This is a genomic window from Actinomadura sp. 1N219 (assembly GCF_044326405.1).
In the GTDB taxonomy this organism is placed as follows: Bacteria; Actinomycetota; Actinomycetes; order Streptosporangiales; family Streptosporangiaceae; genus Spirillospora.
This window is the reverse complement of the sequence record NZ_JBIRAY010000026.1, coordinates 16,029-37,821: the sequence shown is the minus strand read 5'-3', so window position 1 is coordinate 37,821 and position 21,793 is coordinate 16,029. Positions and strand designations below refer to the sequence as shown.

Sequence of the window (21,793 nt, the reverse complement as noted above, 5' to 3'; positions counted from 1 at the left end):
CTGGGTCCTCGCCGAGATCGACGCTCGCGGCCGCGTCCAAGCGGTGATCTTCGCCTTCGACACCCGCCTGGTCACCGCCCGCCTGACGTGCTCCCCGGGCGCCGGGGTCACTCCAGCGTTGGAGGGAGCGCGAAGAGCGGAAACAGCTCCGGGCGGTCGTAGTCGACGATCTCGGAGATCAGGCCGCCTTCGATGCGGAGCACTTCCACGGCCATCGGCCGGAAGAGCGTGTCGCCGGGGGCACGCAGATAGAGCGCGACCGCCGGCTGGCGGTTGGCGGCGGTGGCCAGCGTTCTGAGGTCCCCGGCGCGGGCGTGTTTCGCGCTGCCGGCAAGGAAGGCGTCCCGGCCTGCGTACCAGAGTCCGCGTGGCGGGAACTGCACGCGGACGTCCTGGCTCAGCAGCTCGGCCATTGCCGCGCGGTCCTGGCGGTCGATCGCGTCCATATATCGTCTGACCAGATTGGACGTACCCGGCATTCCGCTCCACTCCTCGCGTCGCCGCGGGAGATGCTCCTGCAGCGTCGGCCTGGCCCGTTGCAGCGCACTCTTCACGGCGGCGACGCTCATACCGAGCAGGTCGGCGGTCTCGGCCGCAGGCCGGCCGAGCACGTCCCGCATGATCAGCACGGCGCGCTGGCGGGGCGGCAGATGCTGGATCGCCGCCATGAACGCCAGCTCGATCGTCTCCTTCGCGACGACCACACTGCCCGGATCCGCGTCCGGCGCCTCGACATCGAGCAGCCGGTCGGGGTACGGGCCGAGCCATGCGTGATCGGACGGCGCAGGCGGCACCCGCTCGGGATCCGATGCCCCCGACAGATCCCGGGGAAGGACGCGCCGAGGTCGCCGCTCGAGCGCGTCCAGGCAGGCATTGGTCGCGATCCGGTAGAGCCACACGCGCACGCTCGACCGTCCGGCGAACCCGTCGCGGCCGCGCCACGCCCGCAGGAACGTCTCCTGAACGGCGTCTTCGGCGTCCTCCAGCGAACCGAGCATGCGATAGCAGTGCACATGCAGTTCACGCCGGTGCCGGCCGACGAACTGCTCGAAGGTCTCCCCCGTCAGCCACTCAGCCACGGCGGAACACCCTGGCCGCGAGGACGGCGCATCCGGCGATCGCGATCGCGGAGATCGCGGCGACGGCGGCCAGGCCCGAGGCGAACGCCCGCTCGGCCGTGGCCACAAGCTCGGCGGCCTCCGCCGCAGGCAGGTGCGCCGACTCCGCGACCGCGTCGGCGATGCTCTCCCGCGCGGGGCCGTCGACACCGCCGCGGTAGACCGCCATCCCGATCGTCCCGAGGACGGCGACGCCCAGGGCGATACCCAGCTCCCCGCTGGTCTGCATGATCGACGCGGCCGACCCCGCTCGCCGGGGCGGCGCCGAGCCGATCACCAGATCAGGGATGAGCGCCGTCATCGGGCCGATGCCGAGTCCGCCGATGATGTTGGCCGTGATGAGCGGCCCGAGGTCGCCGGGCCGGGCGACGATGAGGAGGTAGCTCGCCGCGTTGACCGCCAGACCCGCCGTGATCACCCTGCCCGTCCCGAACCGGTGGGCGAGCCAAGGAGCCGTGAGCGAGCCGAGGACCATGGCGACGCTGGCCGGTACGAGCGCCAGCCCAGTCTGCACGGGCGACAGCCCGCCCACCATCTGGATCCACACCGTGAGCATAAGGAACGTGCCGCCGCCCGTGATGCCGGGCACGCCATAGACGATCATGGCCGAGCGGAACGTCGGGTTTCGGAGCAGCCCCAGGTCCAGCAGCGGGTCGTCCAGGATGCTCTGCCGGCGCACGAAGACGGCCCCGGACCCGAGACCCACCACCAAAGCCAGAACGGGCCCGGCCTCCCAACCATGCCGCGCCAGCTCCTTCAGCCCATGGATAAGAGGAAGGATCGCGGCCAAGGAGAGCACGACGCTCAAGGGATCGAGCCGTCCGGCGTCCGCGTTCCTCTCCTCTGGGAGTACCACGCGGCCCACCAGCACGGTCAGCACCATGACGGGGACGCCCAGCAGGAACACCGAACCCCACCAGAACCATTCGAGCAACAGCCCACCGATGAGCGGCCCGGCCGCCAGGCCGCCCTGGAGACCGCCCATCCAGACGGCGATGGCCATCGCCCGCCGCCGTCCCTCGGTGAACATCACACTGATCAACGCCAGTGTCGACGGCACCACGGTCGCACCGGCGATCCCCATCACGGCGCGCGCGGTGATGAGCATCTCCGCGCTCCCGGCGAACGCCGCGGCCACGGACCCCGCCGCGAACACCGTGGCGCCGCCCAGCAGCAACCGCCGCCGCCCGATGCGATCCCCGAGCGTGCCCATCGTCACCAGAAAGCCAGCGATCATGAACCCATAGACGTCGACGATCCACAACTGCTGCGTGCCGCTCGGCCTCAAGTCCGCGGCCAGTCCCGGCAACGCCAGATACAGGACGCTGAAATCGACCATCAGCAACACCGTCGGCACGACGAGCACCACCAGGCCCAACCGCGGTCGTCGCGTGGCCCCTTCGATCGACTTCGCCTCGGCAACCGTCATGACTCCTCCGTCCGCTGATCGAACAACGACCATGCAGACGGCCACCGTCGCGAAAAGGAATCGCTCAAGCGTTCGATGTCGGGGGATCGAGTCGGTGCTTGCCGCCGCCGGACCGGAGCAGGCGCGTCCCGACAGGGCCTTGCTGCGGACAAGAGCCCCGTCACAGTTCCGACCGCTGCTCCGGGCCCAGCGTCGCTCCGGGCCCCGCGTCGGCCATCACCCCTGACGCCGTACAAGGAGTCCGATGACCGCCTCCAACACGACCTCCGCGGTCGCTCGACCACTGACCCAGATGAAGTCATATTGGGAGTCGAGGCGCACAAGGACATTCACGTCGCGGCGGTCATCTCGGCAGTCGGGGCGTTGCTCGCCTGCCAGCGTTCCCGGCCGACGCGGCCCGCCGGGCTCACCCAAACCGAGCCGGCCAGACGAGCGGACATCGACCGCTCCTACTACGCCGAAGTCGAAACCGGACTCCACAGCGTCTCCATCGACCGCATCTTCGCCATCGCGGACGCCCTGAACGTCTCCCCGCGAGAGCTGATACACCGAGACCTCAGCCCCAGGGCCAGCCAAGACCAAGTACGGATGGCAACAGGTGTGGCGCAAGGAGACGGGAGAGCAGGCTGACCGTGCCCCCTCTGTCCCTGATCGGCCCCGGAGTCCTAGCCCGGACACCAGGGAACAAGTAACCCGCCAGTAGGTTTCCAGGGATCTGGTCACTCACCGAGGGTGTTGACGCGGTTCTACTCGCGGCGGACCTTGCGCTGTGCCGAGATCGCCGTGGCGTTGTCGAGCGGCTGGCAGCGGTGAGGAGTTGGCTGTGGGCTTCCGGCGTGGTGGTGACCCGCAGGGGTGTAGCCCTGGCCACGTCGAGTCAGTGAGGCTTTTTTCAGGGATCATCGCCAGACGTTGTTGAGGGCGAGGGCCAGGATGCCTCCGCTTGCATTCACTGAGGGGGACGTCCAATGCCTGGGCCGCCTGAGTACAGCTGGTGGACAGTACCTACAAGGCGTTGGTTTCGTTCCAGGAACTCGACCCGGAAACGCGCTCCTTCGACGCCCCGTACGCACAGGCCATCCGCATCGCTGCACGCCGGGCGAATCAGGACATCGGCTAGCACCACGGGCCTGCGCGGACGACAGGCCCACCGGTCGGAACTGAACGCCGCCGCTTTACCCCTTCACCCTCCTGCCCCACTGCACCACGAGGCGATGAGCACGACGAGTACCAAGGTCACGATGAGGACGCCGACACGGCCCGCCACGTTGAGGGACGGCAACTGCTGGGGCCCTTTCGCCCGGCCGGTCGTCAAGTGGTCGACGACGGGCCGCAGCCCGTGCTTGAGCGCCACGTAGACCTTGTTGCGGAACTCCGCGAACCGCAGCATCGGAATAAGCTCGGCCTCCAGCCAGACGAAGTACGGCTGCCAGGTGCGGCCGTCGGGTGCCCGGCCGTAGTGGATGAGCGCCTTCATCCGCTGAGACGCGCCAAAGTATTTCTGCCGGGGGTCGGGGGTGTACGGGGGCAGCGATGGCGGGTTGGGCAGCGCCCGTAGCCGCTCGTGTGCCTTCGTACGGAACTCCTCGTACTCCTCTTTCTGCATGGGCACGAGCAGCACCAGGCGCTCGGGCGGCAGAATCCGCGCTGCCTCGACCAACTCCCACATGGTGCCGGGCCCGGGGCCGAGGGAGAGGACGACTAGGCGAGCGTCGGCGATCATACGACTCACCACGCTCTCCCAGCCGACTTCGGGTAGATACAGACGCCGGGCACCGGCGTAGGGCAGGGTCTCGCCGGGCTGGCCGACGGCGACCAGTGGGCCAAGCCTCTTCACCGCATCAGCCAGTTGTTCCTCCTCGCTACGGCCCGGAATGAAGAAGTGATGCATGACTGGCGAGCCCGCGCGGTCCTGGACCCTGTCGAAGGCGGCATCATCGGTGAAGGACCTGAGGTAGAGGACGTAGGAGTCCGTCGCCAACTCGCCCGGTTCGGCAATGGTCGGTGTGAGGTGCCGACGGCCCCGGCGGCGCAAGTTCAGGCCCGCCATGTAAACGAGGGGCGAAATGAAGACCACGATGGGCGGCGTGAGGATGAGCAGCGGCCCCTCCGCTCCGTTCCTGAATCCCACCTGGAATGTCAGGTAGACACAGCTGATCGCGGTCGCCAGACACACCAGCGTGCCTGCGGCGATCAACCACCGGCCCTTGACCGGGGACTGTCCTTGGCCGGTGGATGGGGACTGTCCTTGGCCGGTGGATGGACCGTCCTGCTCCCGCCTTCTCCCGAATATGCGGGCCACCAGAAGGACGCTGATCACGATCCAGTTGATGACGATGACCTTGCCGACATCGAGCCACGGACTGGACGAAGCGGAGAAGAGACGTAACTTCTCACCCCCGATGGAGAGTTCGTCTTCGGGCCCCCTCACGAGAGCCGAACCAGCGCTGAGCGCGGTGAAGTTTCCGAATCCCATCAGCACCATGCCGTACAGAAGAAGGACGAACCCCAGGCGCTGCGGATCACCGTCGAAGCGGCCTGGACGCCTGAAGTCCTCCGGCACAGGGTGTCCCTTAAGGAATCTCGTGCCCCACATCATCCAGCGCAGGCCCCGGACTGCGCCCACAACCCCAACGGTCAGCAGAAGTACGAGCAGTAGCGCCATGCAAGCCCCTCTGTATGCAGCGACGAGCATCACCCAGAACATCCTGGCCCGTGGTACGCCGTCTCGCAGGATTCCGGAAAGTGTGCCCGATATCCCGCCCACGACGAGAAGCTCTCCGTGCCATGTTTGGACATTACGCACCTCGCCGGATGATGATTCGGAGTAACCTCGCGGCTTCGCCGTTGGATGCAGACGCCAGCGGACGCGGCTCAGCGCGAAGAGGGTCCGGGCTCCGCCGCCCGGATCTGGGGCATCATCGGCGCCCTGGCCGCCACGGGCAGCCTCGTTCTGGCCGATAAGGCGTATCAGGGAGCCGGTGATCACGTCCTGACGACCTATCGGGGACGCGGCAAGCCCGAGTCCCAGAAGGACGCCAACCGGGCTCATGCCCGCCTGCGAGAACCGGGCGAACGCGCGAATGCACAGCTCCAAGCATGGCGGATCCTCCGTAAGCTGCGATGCTGCCCGTTCCGGGCCGGACGGATCGCCAAGGCAATCCACACCCTTCAACTCCGCGAAACCCGATTACGTCAACGAGGTCAGGCGTCATCGGACTTCGAGTTCGCCGAGGATCTGTGCGCTCTGGTGCAGGTTCGGGAGCTCGATCTCCAGCGACCGATCATCGGTTCCTCTGACGCCCCGTGTCACAACATTCGGGCCCGCTCATCCGTCAGAGACTGGACCAGCATCCCCGACAGCGTTCACATCGCCGGCATCAAGCCCTGCTAGTTCGGGCGCCAAGGTCGCTGCGGCCCGCGAACGTGTGGGCCGCAGCGACCGCCCGGAGGTCACCGCCTCTGGCAGAGAGCCCCCACGTACAGCGCTGTGGGAACAAGTCAGAGATCCTTCAACACGCGAGGCGTGTCCTAGGCACCCGTAGCTGTCCTCGACGGCGGGCGGGCGGGCCGGGCTGCGCTGGGCGAGTTTGTGCCGTGCCGGGGCCAGCCAGTCCCACGCCCAACCTCGATAGCGCCATCGAGCGCCCGATCAGCGGCAGGTGAGTGCGTTCGTCTCGAGCGCTTGCCGGCAGGAGTTGGTGCATTCGAAGAAGCACCGGCCCCAGGATTCTGCCTCACGCGTCCAGGCCGTGGAGCGCGGTCGGAGGTCAGCCCTTTCTATGTCGCGGGCGTGCGGGTGGCGGTCTGGACGACGTGCCGCAGTGTCTCGTCGATCTCGGTGGTGCACGCGTGGTCCCGGTCTCCGTGAGGGTGGAACAGGCCGCGTTGGTCCGCGTCGTACAGTGCCGCGAGTTCGTGGGCGAGCGGCGCGGGGAGACCGGCGTCGAGCATCGCCTCGATCCATCCGGCCTGGGGGATGGTGACCACCTGGAGCGGCTTGCCGAGCACGGCCGCCAGTCGTTCGGCGACATCGCGTTCGGTGTACTCGGGGCCGACCAGGTCGACGGTTTCGCTGGTCGGGGGAGGTGCGAGCAGTGCCGCGGCGGCGGTCTTCCCGATGTCGCGAGTGGCGATCATCGGGGTGGGGACGTCGGCGTTCTCGCCGAAGACGGGATAGATCCCGGCGCCCAGAGCGGCCTCGAGCACCGTCTCGACCTTCTCCTGGAAATGCGGCGAACGCAGCGCGGTCAGCCGCACTCCGGTCTGCCGCAGCCGGTTCTCCAGATGATGCAGCCAGCGGACCGGCCCGGTGCCTTCGGCCAACTCGGCGCCGATCGAGGACAGCATGACGACATGAGCGACACCGCTGTCGCCGACCGCGCCGGCGATCGAATCGGCCAGCCGGCGATGCTCGGCGTCCCCGAAGGCCGGGATGGTGGGCAGCATGATGAAGGCCCCGTCGCTCCCGTGGAGTGCCTCGGCCAGTGCCGCCCGATCGCCGAAGTCGGCGACCACGGCCTGTGCTCCCCGCTGTTCCCAAGCCAGACCCTTGGTCGCGTCACGGACCACGGCCCGGACCGGTGCGCCCCGATCCAGCAGCTCCTGGGCGGTCACCGCTCCGACATGTCCGGTGACTCCAGTGATCGTGTACATCGGCTTTCCCTCCGTGCTCGCTTGGGGTGGACGTTCGCTGTCCAGCCAAGCGGCACCCGCTGAGCCGATCCATATCTGATAGGCGCATTTCCATGTCTGTGCGTCTACGATGGTGCCGTGGATCCCCTGAGCGACCTCCTGGAAGGCGTCCGCGCACGGACCGCGGCGTTCTGCCAGGCGATCCTCGAGCCGCCGTGGGCCTTGCGCATCGCCGACGGCGCCGCCCTGGCCCTGGCCACCACGTTGCGCGGGCACGCGTGGATCGTGCCCGACCACGGACAGCCGGCACTGATGCGCGCCGGAGACGTGGCCATCATCAAGGGCCCGCATCCCTATACCGTCAGCGACGATCCGGCCACCGTCCCTGACATCGTCGTCCACCACGAGAATCGCCTGACCACCACCGACGGCACGGACGTCACCGACGCTCTGCGACTCGGACCGCGCACCAGCGGACGCACCCGCGACGGCTCGGCGATCGTCGCCAGCGGCACCTACCAGATCAGCAGCGACGTCACCGAACGACTCCTGAACGCCTTGCCCGACATCGTGCTGGTGCCTGCGGCCGAGGCCCAGAACCCGGTGATGACCCTGCTGGCGCGGGAGGTGGGCCGCGACGGCCCGGCCCAGGAAATCGTGCTCGCCCGGCTGCTCGACATCGCACTCGTCGTCACGTTGAGCGCGTGGTTCGCCCGTCCTGACGCACAAGCACCGGGCTGGTACCGGGCACAAAGCGACCCGCAGGCCGGTCCGGCGCTGCGGCTCATGCATGACGACCCCGCCCACCCCTGGAACATCGCCGACCTCGCCGCGAAAGTGGGCTGCTCCCGAGCCGCTCTCGCGCGCCGCTTCACCGCGCTGGTCGGCGAACCGCCCATCACCTACCTGACCCACTGGCGGATGGCGCTGGCCGCCGACCTGCTCCGCACATCCGACCTCACCATCGAGACCATCGCCCACCGAGTCGGTTACGCCAACGCCTTCGCCTTGAGCGTCGCCTTCAAACGCACCCGCGGAATATCACCCAGGCAGTACCGCGCAAGCGACCGCCCCGTGACGCGCTGAACATCCGGAACCCCCAACCACACACAGGTACCGGGATCCTCACGCCGCCGACCTGGAAGGGCGGGCACGCAAAAGCACGCTGATCCCCGGAATGGTCGGCGTCGAGACCGCAGACGTCGCCATGCAACTCGCCGTCGATCCATGCCCCCGGGCCGTCGCGATTTCAACGTCAGCTCTACTCATCGGCACCGGCAAGCGACCAGCGGCATGAGAGTGCGCGGTGGCCGAGCCGGTGCCGCGCGAGTTGGGCGGACAGAAAACGGGGCCGGCAGCGTCTGCGGCGGAGGGCAAGACCCGTGAAGGGGGCGGCATCGCCTCGTCACCGGGCGGGTGTGATTGTGGCCGGACTCTCCCGGCAGGTTCAAAGCTAACCAACCAAAATTCGAACCATTCCGGGAAGAGACTTGCGATGGCAGGGCGGCTGCGTTACGGGCGGTGCTGGGGCGCAAGGAGCTTGGGCCCTTTCTCCGGCGGGTTGCGGTCCTGAAGAATCCTCGGATGTTTGCGCGAACTATGCGTATTCGTGCGTTTCGAGGGCGGCGAGCTGGAGGCCGTCGTACCGTCAGCGGCGGCTGCTCAGCACGAGCGAGTCGTGATCTTGCCTCCACCCTGTCGGCGGCGATCGGGCACAGCGAGCCTTCGGGTCATCCCCTGCGCCCTGGTCGATGCGAGACGCGTCCTTTGTGACTGTTGCGAGCAGGTCGGCCTTCGCGTCCACGCGTGGTGGCAGGCGCTGTCGTGGGATCACGTCCCGAGCAGCGGCCCCGTTATAGGGGCCCGTTGTCAGATGAGCCTCGGTACGCACCGAGGCGCCCCGACGGGAGCGCACCCCCGTGTCCACCAAGCCCCAGTTCTTCCCGCCCAGCGGGGACCGCGACGAAGCCCTGAACCCCGACCTAGATGGGAAGCTCACAGCCGAGCAGGGCGCATCGCTGGCCGTCGGCCTCACGGAGATGCAGCCAGTCCCGACCCCTTCCGAGCTGAAGATCATCGCTGGTGAAGCCTCGGCCCACTCGTCGGTGACGCTCGACTCGGAAATGATCACCGCACTGATCTCCGGTGTCACTCACCCGCACGAGGTCACGGACCAGCTCGTCCATCCAAACGCGATCGCAGAGCAGCTCCAGAACAGGCGAACAGGTAACCGCCGGAAGCTGCCGCCGCCGGCCGTATCCACTGTCGGTCGGCTCCAGCGGCTGGCCACGGACACCTGTTATGCCACAGCCGCCCTCAGTCCTCTCCACCTGCTGCCTGGGCTGAAAGTCCTGGTGGTCAATCCGAGGTTCCTGGCGAGGCTGCAGCACACTTTCACCAGCGGGAAGGTCACCGACCCCACCCTGGAGGGCTCGGCTCCGGGCCTGCTAAAGATTCGCCTCCCATCGCCCGTCGACCTGCGACGCATGATCACCGGCATGGTGAAGTACCACCTGCTGGACTATGACTGGTCCGGCTCCATCGCACGAACCGGGGTCCAAGAGCCCCTGGTGGCGATGCTGATGCGCGTGTACTACGACGACGGCCGGTCGGAGATGATCATCGTCGTCATCGATGGTCAGTCTCGTCTGGTCTCGGCCTGGCGCAACATGCTCGGGCACGACCCGGGCAAGAACCTCGCCAGGGCGGACACCGACGAGGTGGCACATCAGATCGTCGGCCAGATGTTCGCGCATGATGCGGTCGCGCAATCGCGTAAGACGGTGAACTCGACTCTGGAGACCATCAAAACCCGCGGCACGACCAGTCGTGAGATCCGGGTCTTGCACTCTCAACTCGCTCCCGTGAATCTCGTGCTCGGCACGTTCACCCGGTCCGGCGAGCCGTGCGACACCACCCTCTGGTTCACCGAATTCCTCACCCAGATCCACCTGCGGACCCGACCTTGGACCGGAGGCAGCGACAGAGAGAAGGCCGTCGCTGATGCCCTCTCCGCCGCAGCCCGTCAAGGCAGACTCACCGAGGAGCAGGCCGCCGCCCTATCCGGGCACCTCTACGGAGCCGACTTCACTCGCGCCACCGGCCTCCCATTCCACCCCGCGTACGCGCGTGCGGCCCTCATCGAAGCGGTGCTCTCCGCCGAGTCCGGGCCCGTGATCCGCACCGCCATCGCCGAGTACTTGTCCCTCGACCCCCACGACCCCGACAAGTTCATGCGCGAACTACGCGCGGTCGTGGCGACCTTCGCCACCCGGTTCCTGCGGTCGGACACCAACCAGGCCTTCCCCCAGGTGGTCCACGCATGGACCGACGGCGGAGCCATCACCAAACAGATGATGGACCGCGTCGCCGCAGATCAGAACGCGGTCTCCCTGACCCGTCTTTCCCCCGACCGCCTCGGCCTTCCACCCCAGGAGGCAGCAGCGGCGGCCATAGCGGATCTCCGTAAGCGCGCTGAAGAGGACGAGGACGCTCGTGCCGAACTTGCCCTTTTGGGCGGCGACGCCCTGATCGTGGCGGAGGCGCTAACGCGGGATCGCGGCTCCAAGGAGGACCTGCAATCAGACAAGCCCCGAGAGCTACGCACCCCCTACCGGGCCAAGCCCCCCACCATCATCGCAGGGCTCAGCGCGACCGCGGCCGGCCGGCTGATGCTCGGAGACGCCCTCGCCAACTGGGCCGAACGAGTCCCCGGCGACCCAGAGGACTTCTCCCGCGGCTTCACTGTCCCGAAAGTAGCCACGGATGGTGACAGCGTTCCGCACGTTGTCACCTCGTACGGGCTCCCGGAGCGGGCTATCGAGTGGGATGTGTTCGACGTCGCGTTCGATGGGCTGCCCAGCAGCCGCCGCAGCCAGATCAATAAGAGGCGTGTGGCAGCCCGCCACAACGAAGACTCGTCTGACGCCAGGCCCGTCACGCTCGAACAATTCCAAACAAAGATCCACAGCGCGTCCCAGGCGTTGTCGCGGATCCTCGACGGCGAGGTGCTGCCCCATTTCGGAGCCGAGCGCGACCGGGAGTCCCTGCAGCAGTACGTGTGGAAGATGGCGATCGACATCGGGAAGATCCCGTTCGACCCGCCGCCCCCAGCCCCGGACGTATACCGGGCACCAGACGAGGAGGATGACCCGTGAGGTCCGGGTGGATCCTGACTGCCGGCCTCGCTGAACGCATCGCCTCCATCCCCGCGAGCCAACTGGCTGTGCCTCCGGCGGATCTGGTGCGCTGCGTCTATCCACTACGCGATCGTGAAGGCTCCTGGACGGTCGGGGCCCTCCCGGCATGGCCATCCGCGCTCTACGTCGCGCTCGACCACGCGCACCGCTGCCTATACGCCGGAGTCGTTCAGCGAGGTGTTGAGGAGCGACCGAACTTGCGAGCTATCCGAGACCGGGCGCGTGAGCACTACCAAGACAACCAGCCGCGCGGAACCCGGGACACGTGGGAATATCTGTGGGTGATTCCTGTCCATTTTGGGGTGGCCCGTGACGTCCTTGAAGGGTGGGAGACCAACGTGCGTTGGGTGACGGCTTCACCGCAGACACTCAAGAGCAGGCTCCCTCGGTCAGCCCCGTGAAGACTAGGGTTGCCGGCTCGGCCTAGCGACAACCGCGCCCACACACCGGCAAGGTGGCTGCCCAAATTGGAGCGGCCGATGCTGCCGTCACCGCTCCACGTCCGCCACCCGATCGTCGTTCGCAGCGCCCTCATCTCGGCAGACCAGCGTGTTCCGCGCCCGAAACTCGGGTTCAGGTGCCGGAAGCCATGTAGGCGGCGAGGATGTAGTTGGGGTGGCGATCAAGGTTGTTGCGGGCCCGGTCATATCGCATGGTCGTACGTGGATCAGCGTGGCGGGCGGCGATCTGAACGTCGCGGAGGTCGACGCCTGCGTCGAGCATGGTGGTGACGAAGGTGTGCCGGAGCATGTGCGGGTGCATCCGCGGCAACCATACGACCGATTCGGCCGCGAGGCGTCTCAGGCGCGGGTGGCGACGTGCCGGTCCATCCGGTTGCCGCGGGTGTTGAGCAGGATCGGCCCGGCTGTCCGGTCGCCGATGGCGCGGTCGATCGCTCTCCCGACCGCCGGCGGGAGTGGCAGCAGCACGATCCGGGTGCCCTTGCCGACCACGCGCAGCACCCGGTGGCCGTGTTCCTCGCCCAGGTCGCCGATGTCGGCGCCGGTGGCCTCGAAGATCCGTAGCCCGAGCAGGCCGAGCATGGCCACCAAGGCGAAGTCGTTGGGGTTGGCCGAGGCGCGGGCAGCCGAGAGCAGGGCCTCGAACTGCGAATGCGACAGCCCCAGCGTGGGCGACTCGGGCGGGACGTTGGGACGGCGGACATGCTCGGCGGGCGAATGCTCCAGGATGCCGTCGATCACGCAGGTCCGGTAGAACCCGGCGACCACCGACAGTCGTCGGGACACCGTGGAGGGCCGGAATCTGCGGACCTCCTGCAGCCACCGCACGTACAGCTCCACCTGGGCCCGCTTGGCCGTCAAGGGTTCCAGCTGCCGTTCGGCGCACCAGGACAGGTAGATCCGCAGGTCTGACTCGGTGTGCATCCGTGAGAGGCCCTTGTACCGGGCCAGGTAGGCGACCGTCGCCGATCGCAGCACGTCTGTGGCGGTGGCTCCGGGCTGGGGCGTCGCCGTTGTCACGAAATCATCGAATGAAGTCATGCCTTGGACGCTGCGGCCGGATCCAGCACGAGGCCAGAGCCGACTGGCGCCAACCACCCAGAACGCGGCATGAGCGGATGTTGTTTGGTGCATTGTTGAGACCCTGCGCAACTGGGCCCCGTGGCGCCACGGGCCCGGTCAGTCCGCCGACTCCTTGTGCAGGAGCCCGTCCCGCCGCCATGAGCCGGTTGGGGTGACCAGGCACCACGGGGTCATTTTGATCACGGTGATGCCCTTGTCGTGGTTGCCAGTCCTCGCCTACGAGTTCGGCCTGGTGGCGCCGCCGCTATGGGGGGCTACTCCTCCATGACCAAGCCCAGGGAGTAGGCGACGGCGAGGGCTTCGGCTCGGTTGCGGACGGAGAGCTTGCGGAAGAGCCTGGCCTGGGTGTTCTCCACGGTCTTGCTGGTGATGCCGAGTGCGGCGGCGGTCTGGCGTACCGAATGGCCCAGCGCTATGGAGCGGAGAATGTCCAGCTCGCGCGGAGTGATGTCGGAGCGGATCACGTGGGAGCGGGCCGGCGTGGCGCGGGCGGCCTCCGAGGTCGCGTAGCTCTGGGCGGCCAGCGCGATGACGTGGGTCAGTTGCTCGGAGACGTCGTGCGCGCCCACCACCGCGTCCGCGCCGCGGAGGAGTTCCCCGGCGATGGTCGCGTGCTCGTACGGGCTGATCACCACGACGGTGCGGGTGCCGAGGAGGCGGGTGGCGCGCCAGTCGGCGGCGGTGCCGTCGACGAGGACGGCGATTGCCCCGTTGCGCAGCCGGATCAGCTCGTCCTCCTCCGACGGGATGTCGGGGCCCAGCACCAGCACGGGCACCGCGTGCCTGATCAGGGTCAGCACCACGCTGTGCCGGACGTCGCAGCCGGTGCCGATGACCACGACCACCAGGGAGCGACCGGGTCGGCCCGGCGCCGGGCCGGTGTACGGCGGGGTCTGGAGCAGGCCCATGCGGGCGGCGCGTGCCACGACGTGGGTCTGGCTGTGCACGTCCAGCTTGGCGAAGATCCGCCGCTTGTGGTTCTGGACGGTGGCCTCGGAGACGCCGATGAGCGAGGCCATCTCGCGGACGCTGAAGCCGGTGCTGATCAGTGACAGGACCTGCCGGTCCCGGTCGGTGAGGACCGCCGGCCCGGGGTGGCGGTCCACCGGCGCCGGGCCCTCCAGCACGGCCTCCACGAGCGCGTGGAGGCCTCGGGAGTGCGGGACGAGCCGGGTCGCACCCGCGTGGGCGGCCGCGAGGGTGGCCTCCGCCGAGAGCCGCTCGTAGGTCAGCACGATCGCCAGCTCGCTGCTCAGCGACCGCAGCGCGAGCACGCCCGCCGTCTCTTCCTCCCCGAACCGGAGGCCGATGTCGACGAGCACGACGTCGGTGCGCCGCAGCCCGCACAAGGTGAGCAGATCGGAGAACCGGTCGGTGGCGCCGGTCACGATCACGTCCGGAAGCGTGGACAGTGAGTCGGCGACCGCCTCCCGCAGCAGACGGTCGGACGACCGCAAAGCGACCCGAGTACCGGCCATGGATCTGGAGCATTCTGTTCCGACGCTTATCTGGATTTTGGCGCTTCTGGACGGCTTGTCACCATTCGCTGGGAACCGAAATTTCACAACCGGGAATTGAACGCCTGAAAAGACGCGGGACGCGTCGCTACTGGCCGCGGCTCGACGGGTCCACCTGCGCGAACGTGAGCAGGTCCACCATGCGGAAATCGCCCGCGCGGCGGCTCGGCAGGGTGGGCCGCCAGTTCGGCTCGACCCGCAGGAAGGACTGCGGGTCGAGTTGCAGCAGCCCGATGAAGACTTCGCCGACGAGCCGGGCGCCGACCCCGGTCATCAGCCGGCCGTCGCCCAGGGCCTGCGCCTCCTTGAGGACGTAGTACCAGAGCGGGGCGCTGTTCTCGATGCCGATGCCGAAGGTCGCGAGCTCGGGGGTGTCGATCGTCGGGATGCCCATGGTGCGGGCGAGTCGCTGACCCGACGGCAGCGACCACGTGAGGTGCCGCAGCAGGTTGCGCTGGGGAAGGGCGGTCGGGGCGGTCTGCCCCGGGATGGCGGGCAGCGGCAGGTCGAACAGCGGCGTCGAGACCTTGGCGTCGATCAGCTTGTTGCGCTTCAGTTCGCCGTCGCCGAAGTCGAAGAACGTCTGCCAGCCGATGAAGCGCCGCCGGGCCCGGGAGAAGCCGCGCAGGTCGACCGGGTCGGCCTGGCCCTCGCCGGCCGGGTCGAAGATGAACCCGAAGAACGGCTGCCCGTCGTCGCCGGCCAGGTTGGCCCGGTACGAGGGGCGCACCATGCTGTGCCCCAGCCGGTAGGCGATCTGGAATTCCACCGGGATGTAGGCCGCGCCGGGCGGCCGGTAGAACTGCCGGCCGAAGCGCAGGACGTGGTCGATCAGCGGCTGCCCGACGATCTGCGGCAGGAACTCGCGCAGGATGATCCACTGGTAGTGCCAGGTGACGGTGCGGCGGGCGGTGGCGAAGACCAGGGCCGGTGGCACACCCTGCGCGCGCGTCCGATCCACCACGCGGTTGTGGAAGCGCAGGAACGCCGCGTGCAGGCCGGAGATCATCAGGTTCTCGTCGTTGCGTTCGTCCGCGATGATCGCGGTGGCGCCGTCGGTGCGCGGCAGGTCCTCGAACAGGCCGCCGCTCTCCACCCTGAACTTGTCGCGGTCGGCCGGGTCGTAGAACTGCGGGTCGGACGCCGGGCCCCGGCCGTAGACCGAGTCGAGGTCGAACACCGCGGTGCGGGTGTTGGGTGAAGTCTCCGGCGGAGTCGGCACGCCGAGTCGTGACGTCTGATCGAACGTCATGTCATGGTCGAGGAACTGCCCCAGGAACGTGGTGCCCGCCGTCTGGAACGGGTTGTCGACGTTGTCCGGGCTGAGCTCAGGGTTGGTGATCAGCCGGATCGGCCCCTCCTGCAAGGGGTCCTTGGCATCGAGCAGCCCGCCCTTCTCCCCCATCTCGAGCAGGCCGGCCCGCACCCGGTCGTTGGCTTCGGCGAACGGCGGCAGCTGGAAGATCCGCCCGAAGTTGTTGGCGAGCGTCCCCTCGGCTCTGGCACGCGCCGCCGCCGCGCTCACGCCGGCCGGGTCGAATGTCATGACGGTGACGGCCGTGGCCCCCGCGCCCCCCAGGAAGGCCCTTCTGCTGAGTCCCCCGCCGGATCCCTGGTTGAACCCTCGGCCTGCTCTTTCGGGGTTCCCATTCGAGGGTCCCATTTCGAGCCTCCTGGCCAATCGACTTTGGTAGTCGCGAAGTTTGCGGCCCAGAGGAAACGGAGGCAATGATCCCAGGGGATACCTATTCACCCAGGGGGTTTGGCCCTACCTGGTGGATTCGTGTTCCCCTGGTGGTTACGTGTGCCGACGCGCCGTACAGAACCGATCGATCCTCACCATCCGCACATCGGCAAACCAGCCTCGGGGTGACGGTGCGCCGGTATCGGGCGCAGGTCCAGAGCGACCACACGCGGCATGGGCGAGCGACCCAGACGCCGGTGCCGAGGAGCAGCGACCGACCCTAGATGGTCCAGGTACAACCGCATGCCCTGGACGATGGGCGCCTTTTAGCGCAGACATGTCTCACCAACCAAAGACTTACGCACATGCTCACTGACTTGGATGATGCGGTTTCCGATCAAACTTCTGGAGGATCTCGTGGCCCACAACTGGAGTTGTGCTGAGGCTAGACTTCCTGGTTGTGTATGCGCATGTGGTGGCGCTAGACATGGCTGCCGGGGGCCTTCAAGATCGCAGACGGGTCACTTGATGGTGTGCTTGCGTTTGTGAGCCTGCGAGAGGACGAGTGGGACCCGAAGAGCGCGAGGCCCACAAGGCTCACCCGCGGCCAGGCCGTGATTGGTTGTGCACAAGCGGAGGTCGTCCACTGGTTGCATCGTGACCGCGGGCTGCTCAATTGCGCTATGACGACGCAGGCGGTTGCGTTCGACGACATGGATGCCCCTACGCAAGGCCTAGTCTTGCGCAGGGTTGGCGAACGCCTCGGCCCGAATCTAATGAATGAGTTTCAACAATGGGCTCGAAAGACGCATTTCTGGTGTGAGTTACTTGCGCAGATGGCGTGTGCGATCACACAGTACGAGAATCTGCGCGGACAGTTATTCCGAACGGTGGAGAGTGTTTTCCAGCAGCAAGATAAGCAGGCGTTGCCGGATACGTTGCGCCATGCGGGAGCGATCGGATCCGCAGTTCATTGGGCCTGGCGATATGTGCTCGCAAGCGTCGTCGCGGTATCGGGTGCCGGCAGCTTGGCGACGGTACTGGCCGGCGGAGACCTTGAGCGGCTCCTCTGGCCCATTCGGGTCATCGCGGTACTGATGTGCCCAGACGCCTCGCATCACCCAACAGTCAGGGAATATTGCTGGTATCCGATCCTCCGTCTTGCTAGAGCCGAGGTCCGGAGCACCGTCCGCGAACGATTCACCCAAGTCTTCCGGGAGGGCCCGTGGTCCGCCCCGGGGCAAACGCTCCGGGATTAGCCTAGTGTCGTCAGAACACCTGAGCGCCGAGCCCATGGAGCGCGGGTCATTCGGCGGCAACGTCTACGACTCAAGTAATTTGAAGGGCTACGGTGCTTTGATGACCTGGTTGACCGATGCCCGGAACGTCTACGACGCCCTCGCGGCCGGCTACGCCGACCAGACCCGGGACCTGCTCGACAGGCTGCTCCACGTTCGCGCGGGGGTGGTGCTGTTCGCCGACCTGGTCCGCGCGATCGACGGCGGGCCCGTCGCCGATGTGGGCTGCGGGCCGGGGCACACCACCGCCCTGCTGCGGGAGCTGGGCGCGGACGCGTTCGGCATCGACCTGTCACCCGCGATGATCGAGATCGCCCGCCGCGAGCACCCCGGCGCGCGGTTCGAGGTCGGTTCGATGACCGACCTGGAGCTCCCCGACGACTCTCTGGCCGGTGTGCTCGCGTGGTGGTCGCTGATCTACATCCCGGACGAGGCGGTGCCGGGCGTGCTCGGACAGTTCCACCGGGTCCTGCGGCCGGGCGGGGTGCTGGCCGTAGGTTTCCACGTCGGCGACGAGTCAAAGATCGAGACGAGTGCTGACGGCGACCAGCCCGTCCAGGCGTACGTGCACTACCGCCAGCCGTCCCGCGTGGCCGACTGGCTCCGCGAGGCGGGCTTCAGCATAGAGGCGCAGCACCTGCTGAACCCGGACGAGCCGAAGCCGGGCGCGATCCTGTTCGCCCGCCGCCCCGCAGCGCCGTCCCGGTAACCTCCGCCAGCGGGCTTGCCCGCTACTACCTACCGGCCAGCGCGTCTACCTGCCGGTCAGCGCGTCCGACCGGCGGCGGCAAGAGAGGGATGTCAGGGCTGACACAGCCCCCGGGATGGATCATTCGGTCAGGGACCGTAGGTAGGCCATGAGGGCCTCGCCGCGCGGGGAGAGGCGGTATCCGGTCTCCAGGCTTTCGGTGAGGCCGAGGGCTTTGAGGCGGCGGACGTCGGCCTTGAAAGGGAGTTTGTCGCGGTCCATGCGTTCGGCCAGGTCCAGGGCGCGCAGGCCGGGGTGTTCCTCGATGAGGCGCAGGACCTCGCGGGTCCAGGGGCCGCGGCGGCTGCGGGTGTCGACGGCGTCCAGGGCGGCTTTGAGGTCGGCCAGTTCCTGGTCGGTCAAGTCGGCGTTCCCGGCCAGCTCTGATCGGGGGTCGGGGCCGCCCAGATGGAGCATGACGCGGTGGTAGCCGCCCTCCTTGGTGCTCTTGGACAGGGCGGTCAGCAGCGCCGCGCGGCTTTTGAAGCCCGAACGCAGGGCGTCCTCCTCGGTGATCTCCTCGGGGGTGACGGCCGTGACCGAGTCGATGACGATGATCCCCGCCCAGGTGCGCTGGGTGCTCCCCGCGCGAACCCGGGGCTCGGCCCACACCCGGAACACCCGGTCGATCCGTCCGCCCGCGATCCCCTCAAGGACCTCCCGCCTGAACAGCATCGTTCCCTCCCGGGTGATGGGCCTCTCCTTCTGCAACTTCATGCAGGTCACCCAATAGATCATGCTAGGCGAGTCGCAGGAGGCCGCCCGGAGCAGGAACGACAACCCGGACGGCCGCCACGACCGGTCGTCGATCAGATTCGCCGACGACCGGTGGTCACCGCCGGCGGCCGAGTTCGATCGAGGCCAAGCTGGCGCTGTCCGCGGCGGAAGAGGGCGTTGATGCTTCGGTTTGACCGGGACTCGGCAGATCGTTGGCGACGTGGTCGCGATCCGGCACGCTGACTTGCCTGACAGCCATGCCGACCCCCTCACGGACAGGGATTAGCCTGGGACGGGCTGGTGTCTGGGCGGTAGTACTGGTTCTAAGGCGTCATGTGGTGCTGACGGTAATGCTCGGCCAAGATGTCGTCGCCGAAGTCGTCGGCGGGGTTGCGCCAGACCGAGTGGATGTGGGCGCCGTTGTTTTGGGAGTTGTCGTGTTCGATCAGCAGGACCGGTCCTTGGATACGGAAGTAGTGCCGGTCTCCGGGTGAGGTGCCGCCGGCCCAGGCGAACACCAGGTTCTGCAGGCCGGCGCGCTCGATGTTGCGGAGCTGCGCTGCCGCCACGTCCGACGGCAGCCGACCGGCGAACGCTTCGACGATGTCGAACAGGGCGCTGAGCTGGTCCTCGCGCAACGCGTTTCCGGGCAGCCCGCGCGGGTCGTCGCGCACGTAGCTGAGGATGTCGCGCTCGGCCTCGCTGAGCACGTAGTCGGGTTCGGGCGCGAACACCGGATCCGGCCGCTCGAGGTGACCGATCTTGGGTGTGATGCGGGTCGCCAGATCCGGCGGCGGTCGATGGTGGATGATCGCGGAGGCGCGTTGCGCGGGGTCGAGGGAGTTGACGAAGCGGTAGCCGGCTTCCTCGTCATCGGCGAGCGGGGCGAGTGTGCCGAAGGTGGCCGGCTGCGAGCCGAGCATGGACGGGGTGGGAGAGACGTAACGTCCGTCCACCACGGTGAAGTTGAGCGAAACGTGATGCCCGGCGAGCTGCCATCCCCACGCGCCGGCGTCACCGGGGCGGCCGAACACCTTGAAGCAGTACCGTCCCGGGTCGAACAGGTCCGCGCTCGCCGGACGTTTCGCCGCGGTCAGCGCGCGGAGCACATGCTCCATGGCGATCACCGAGACGACCTTGGCGTAGCCGGGCATGCTCGTACCCGACACGATCAACTCGTGCGCCAGTTTGCGTTGCACCTCGTCGAGCGCGCCGATCGGCAAGCCGTCTCGCTGCCTGGCGGGCAGGAACGACCAGTCGCGCCGCTGAGCCTCATCGGCGAAGTCGAAACCCACCTTGTCGCGCTGCGCCTCGGTCAGTGCCGCAAGGAAGGCGGCTGCGGCCTCGGCCATCGCGCTCGCGGTCTCAGGAGCAGTCAGCGACAGGTCATTCACTGTGTCCATCCCCGGTCTCTAAGCCTGCACAACCCCACAACCCGTCCAGCGCTCGGCGTTGCCCCGGGGGCGGGTGAATGGAGGCAACGATTGCACAGACTCGAACATCGATGCCATGCGGCCATTCTGGCAGCTGACAATCAAGGAGTGGCGACTTGGGTCCCCTGCGCAGCCGGAGGGGCTTAAGCGCGGGGACGCCGACCTGGACTCCCACTACTGGCCGCGGCGCAAGGGAACCGTTTGGGGAGCTGCATGCCTTGCAGCGGAGACCAGACACGCAGGTGGGTGGTGGCTCGCAGACAGCCTGGAAGGATGCGGCACGGCTCATCGGAGACGGCAGCGCGGGACTGGGCAACGAACCCCCGAAGCGAAAGCAGCACTCTTATCCTGACGGAGGAGGGTGCTGATTCGGACTCTCTAGGTGGCCTTTGGAAGGCCAAGGATTCCAGTAGGTCTGTTGTGGTGGTCCTTACGGTGTGAGGACGTCGGCGGGATCGTCGAGCCACAGCGCCTGCCCATTACGGGCGACGGTCAGGCCGAACCGATCCCGCTCGGTGCGGCCCCAATCCCTCCACCGCCGTTAGGCGTCGTCGACCTCGTCCCACAGGTCGCGAGGACCGCCTGCAGCGCGCGATGCTCACCGGCGCCGGACTGGCGGCGCAGCCCCCACAAAGTGCCCGCCACGTCCGCCAGCGCCAGCTCGGAGCCGTCACGGTCGCGGGGTACGCCCATGCCGTCGGGCAGCAACCCAGCAATCGCGGCGTCGGCGCCGCAGACATCGAACACGACCTGCCACGCATCGAGCCGCATCGTCGACGGTGCAGTACGTTCTCAGGGACATTTTGAGCTGCGCGCCGGGTCAGGAAGAGCGGGGCGTACCGAAGTTGGAAGCTGAGGTTTCCTAGGTCAGCACGATCGAGCTGTCCAGTTGGCGGGCTTCAACACCCTAGAGAGGTCTGGTCAATAGGAGCAGGCTCGACCAGAGCGCCGGATTCGTAGCGTTCGAGTCGGCGAAAGATCTCGGCGAGGTCGTACATCGGGAAACAGACGTGCAGCACTCGCACGCCGAAGTCCGACTCGCGGGTCTGATCCAGCACCGCGGCATCGAACGGTCGGCTCGACACTTGCCAGGAATCGGGTGCGGCCCAATGAACCATCCGTACGTAAAAGGCATCTCGGGGGCCGGCCTTCGCGATCGCGGTCAGGAACGCAAGTCCGCTGTCCAAGGGGAAGTCGATGAACGCCCAACCTCTGCGTGATGCAACGTATGCGGTCATATGCGGAAGCCGGTCTGCCCACGCCGCATTGCTCTCTCCTACGTCCTGGCAACTGGTCAGCGTCTCGAACCCGTTGCGCCACAGCGCCTCCACGACCGGCGCCAACGCCTCATCGATCTCCGCACACCTGTGGTCTACCCGTACCATCCGGGTCGGATGAATATTGTTCGAGTCAGCCATCCGAGCAAGGATACCGCCGGTCTGTGCCGACAAATCCACGAAATAGTCAGTAT

The 21,793-nt window shown here is 67.5% G+C and carries 17 protein-coding genes and 1 pseudogene; 6 read left to right on the top strand and 12 right to left on the bottom strand.

Annotated elements, in window-relative coordinates:
- Nucleotides 1-107: 107 nt before the first annotated feature.
- Nucleotides 108-1,079, bottom strand: coding sequence for an RNA polymerase subunit sigma-70 (locus ACH35V_RS40650; protein ID WP_395980229.1), 972 nt, complete (start codon nt 1,077-1,079; stop codon nt 108-110).
- Nucleotides 1,072-2,547, bottom strand: coding sequence for an MFS transporter (locus tag ACH35V_RS40645; protein ID WP_395980228.1), 1,476 nt, complete (start codon nt 2,545-2,547; stop codon nt 1,072-1,074). Before ACH35V_RS40645 ends, ACH35V_RS40650 begins: the two co-directional genes overlap by 8 nt.
- A 75-nt stretch (nt 2,548-2,622) precedes the next feature.
- Between ACH35V_RS40645 and ACH35V_RS40640 the strand changes: the two genes are divergently transcribed.
- Nucleotides 2,623-3,177 carry a helix-turn-helix domain-containing protein gene (locus ACH35V_RS40640; protein WP_395980227.1) on the top strand — a complete coding sequence of 185 codons (555 nt, stop codon included), beginning with the start codon at nt 2,623-2,625 and terminating at the stop codon, nt 3,175-3,177.
- 364 nt (nt 3,178-3,541) lie between these two features.
- On the top strand, nt 3,542-3,667 hold the full coding sequence (locus ACH35V_RS40635; protein ID WP_395980226.1) for a hypothetical protein: 126 nt from the start codon (nt 3,542-3,544) through the stop codon (nt 3,665-3,667).
- Between the two features lie 63 nt (nt 3,668-3,730).
- Here the strand turns inward: ACH35V_RS40635 and ACH35V_RS40630 are convergent, their stop codons facing one another.
- Nucleotides 3,731-5,212 carry a hypothetical protein gene (locus tag ACH35V_RS40630; RefSeq protein ID WP_395980225.1) on the bottom strand — a complete coding sequence of 494 codons (1,482 nt, stop codon included), beginning with the start codon at nt 5,210-5,212 and terminating at the stop codon, nt 3,731-3,733.
- Between the two features lie 231 nt (nt 5,213-5,443).
- On the opposite strand from ACH35V_RS40630, the pseudogene ACH35V_RS40625 reads away from it, so the two are divergent.
- A pseudogene (locus ACH35V_RS40625) lies at nt 5,444-5,722 on the top strand (transposase family protein); the annotation flags it as partial.
- A gap of 605 nt (nt 5,723-6,327) precedes the next feature.
- Here ACH35V_RS40625 and ACH35V_RS40620 read toward each other — a convergent pair.
- Nucleotides 6,328-7,203, bottom strand: a complete 876-nt coding sequence (locus ACH35V_RS40620; protein WP_395980224.1) for an NAD(P)H-binding protein — start codon at nt 7,201-7,203, stop codon at nt 6,328-6,330.
- Between the two features lie 117 nt (nt 7,204-7,320).
- On the opposite strand from ACH35V_RS40620, the gene ACH35V_RS40615 reads away from it, so the two are divergent.
- Together ACH35V_RS40615 and ACH35V_RS40610 are read left to right on the top strand one after the other, a co-directional pair.
- Nucleotides 7,321-8,268, top strand: coding sequence for an AraC family transcriptional regulator (locus tag ACH35V_RS40615; protein ID WP_395980223.1), 948 nt, complete (start codon nt 7,321-7,323; stop codon nt 8,266-8,268).
- A gap of 833 nt (nt 8,269-9,101) precedes the next feature.
- Nucleotides 9,102-11,339, top strand: coding sequence for a hypothetical protein (locus ACH35V_RS40610; RefSeq protein WP_395980222.1), 2,238 nt, complete (start codon nt 9,102-9,104; stop codon nt 11,337-11,339).
- A gap of 615 nt (nt 11,340-11,954) precedes the next feature.
- On the opposite strand, the gene ACH35V_RS40605 is transcribed toward ACH35V_RS40610, so the two are convergent.
- The 4 genes from ACH35V_RS40605 to ACH35V_RS40590 all read right to left on the bottom strand — a co-directional run bounded on the left by ACH35V_RS40605 (nt 11,955) and on the right by ACH35V_RS40590 (nt 15,988).
- Nucleotides 11,955-12,185 carry a tyrosine-type recombinase/integrase gene (locus tag ACH35V_RS40605; RefSeq protein ID WP_395980271.1) on the bottom strand — a complete coding sequence of 77 codons (231 nt, stop codon included), beginning with the start codon at nt 12,183-12,185 and terminating at the stop codon, nt 11,955-11,957.
- Complete coding sequence (locus ACH35V_RS40600) at nt 12,182-12,883, bottom strand: tyrosine-type recombinase/integrase (RefSeq protein WP_395980221.1); 702 nt, start codon at nt 12,881-12,883, stop codon at nt 12,182-12,184. Before ACH35V_RS40600 ends, ACH35V_RS40605 begins: the two co-directional genes overlap by 4 nt.
- A gap of 296 nt (nt 12,884-13,179) precedes the next feature.
- Nucleotides 13,180-14,403 carry a LuxR C-terminal-related transcriptional regulator gene (locus tag ACH35V_RS40595; RefSeq protein WP_395980220.1) on the bottom strand — a complete coding sequence of 408 codons (1,224 nt, stop codon included), beginning with the start codon at nt 14,401-14,403 and terminating at the stop codon, nt 13,180-13,182.
- Between the two features lie 127 nt (nt 14,404-14,530).
- Complete coding sequence (locus ACH35V_RS40590; RefSeq protein WP_395980219.1) at nt 14,531-15,988, bottom strand: heme peroxidase family protein; 1,458 nt, start codon at nt 15,986-15,988, stop codon at nt 14,531-14,533.
- A 1,497-nt stretch (nt 15,989-17,485) separates the two neighbouring features.
- Here ACH35V_RS40590 and ACH35V_RS40585 point away from each other — a divergent pair.
- Nucleotides 17,486-18,133: a class I SAM-dependent methyltransferase gene (locus ACH35V_RS40585; RefSeq protein WP_395980218.1), complete on the top strand. Its 648-nt coding sequence runs from the start codon at nt 17,486-17,488 to the stop codon at nt 18,131-18,133.
- A gap of 120 nt (nt 18,134-18,253) precedes the next feature.
- Here the strand turns inward: ACH35V_RS40585 and ACH35V_RS40580 are convergent, their stop codons facing one another.
- The 4 genes from ACH35V_RS40580 to ACH35V_RS40565 form a co-directional block, all read right to left on the bottom strand.
- Nucleotides 18,254-18,889: a hypothetical protein gene (locus ACH35V_RS40580; RefSeq protein WP_395980217.1), complete on the bottom strand. Its 636-nt coding sequence runs from the start codon at nt 18,887-18,889 to the stop codon at nt 18,254-18,256.
- 323 nt (nt 18,890-19,212) lie between these two features.
- Nucleotides 19,213-20,292, bottom strand: coding sequence for a DUF3500 domain-containing protein (locus ACH35V_RS40575; protein ID WP_395980216.1), 1,080 nt, complete (start codon nt 20,290-20,292; stop codon nt 19,213-19,215).
- 522 nt (nt 20,293-20,814) lie between these two features.
- Nucleotides 20,815-21,093 carry a hypothetical protein gene (locus tag ACH35V_RS40570; protein WP_395980215.1) on the bottom strand — a complete coding sequence of 93 codons (279 nt, stop codon included), beginning with the start codon at nt 21,091-21,093 and terminating at the stop codon, nt 20,815-20,817.
- 128 nt (nt 21,094-21,221) lie between these two features.
- Nucleotides 21,222-21,740 (bottom strand): hypothetical protein, encoded by a 519-nt coding sequence (locus ACH35V_RS40565; RefSeq protein WP_395980214.1) that lies wholly within the window; start codon nt 21,738-21,740, stop codon nt 21,222-21,224.
- Nucleotides 21,741-21,793: the final 53 nt, after the last annotated feature.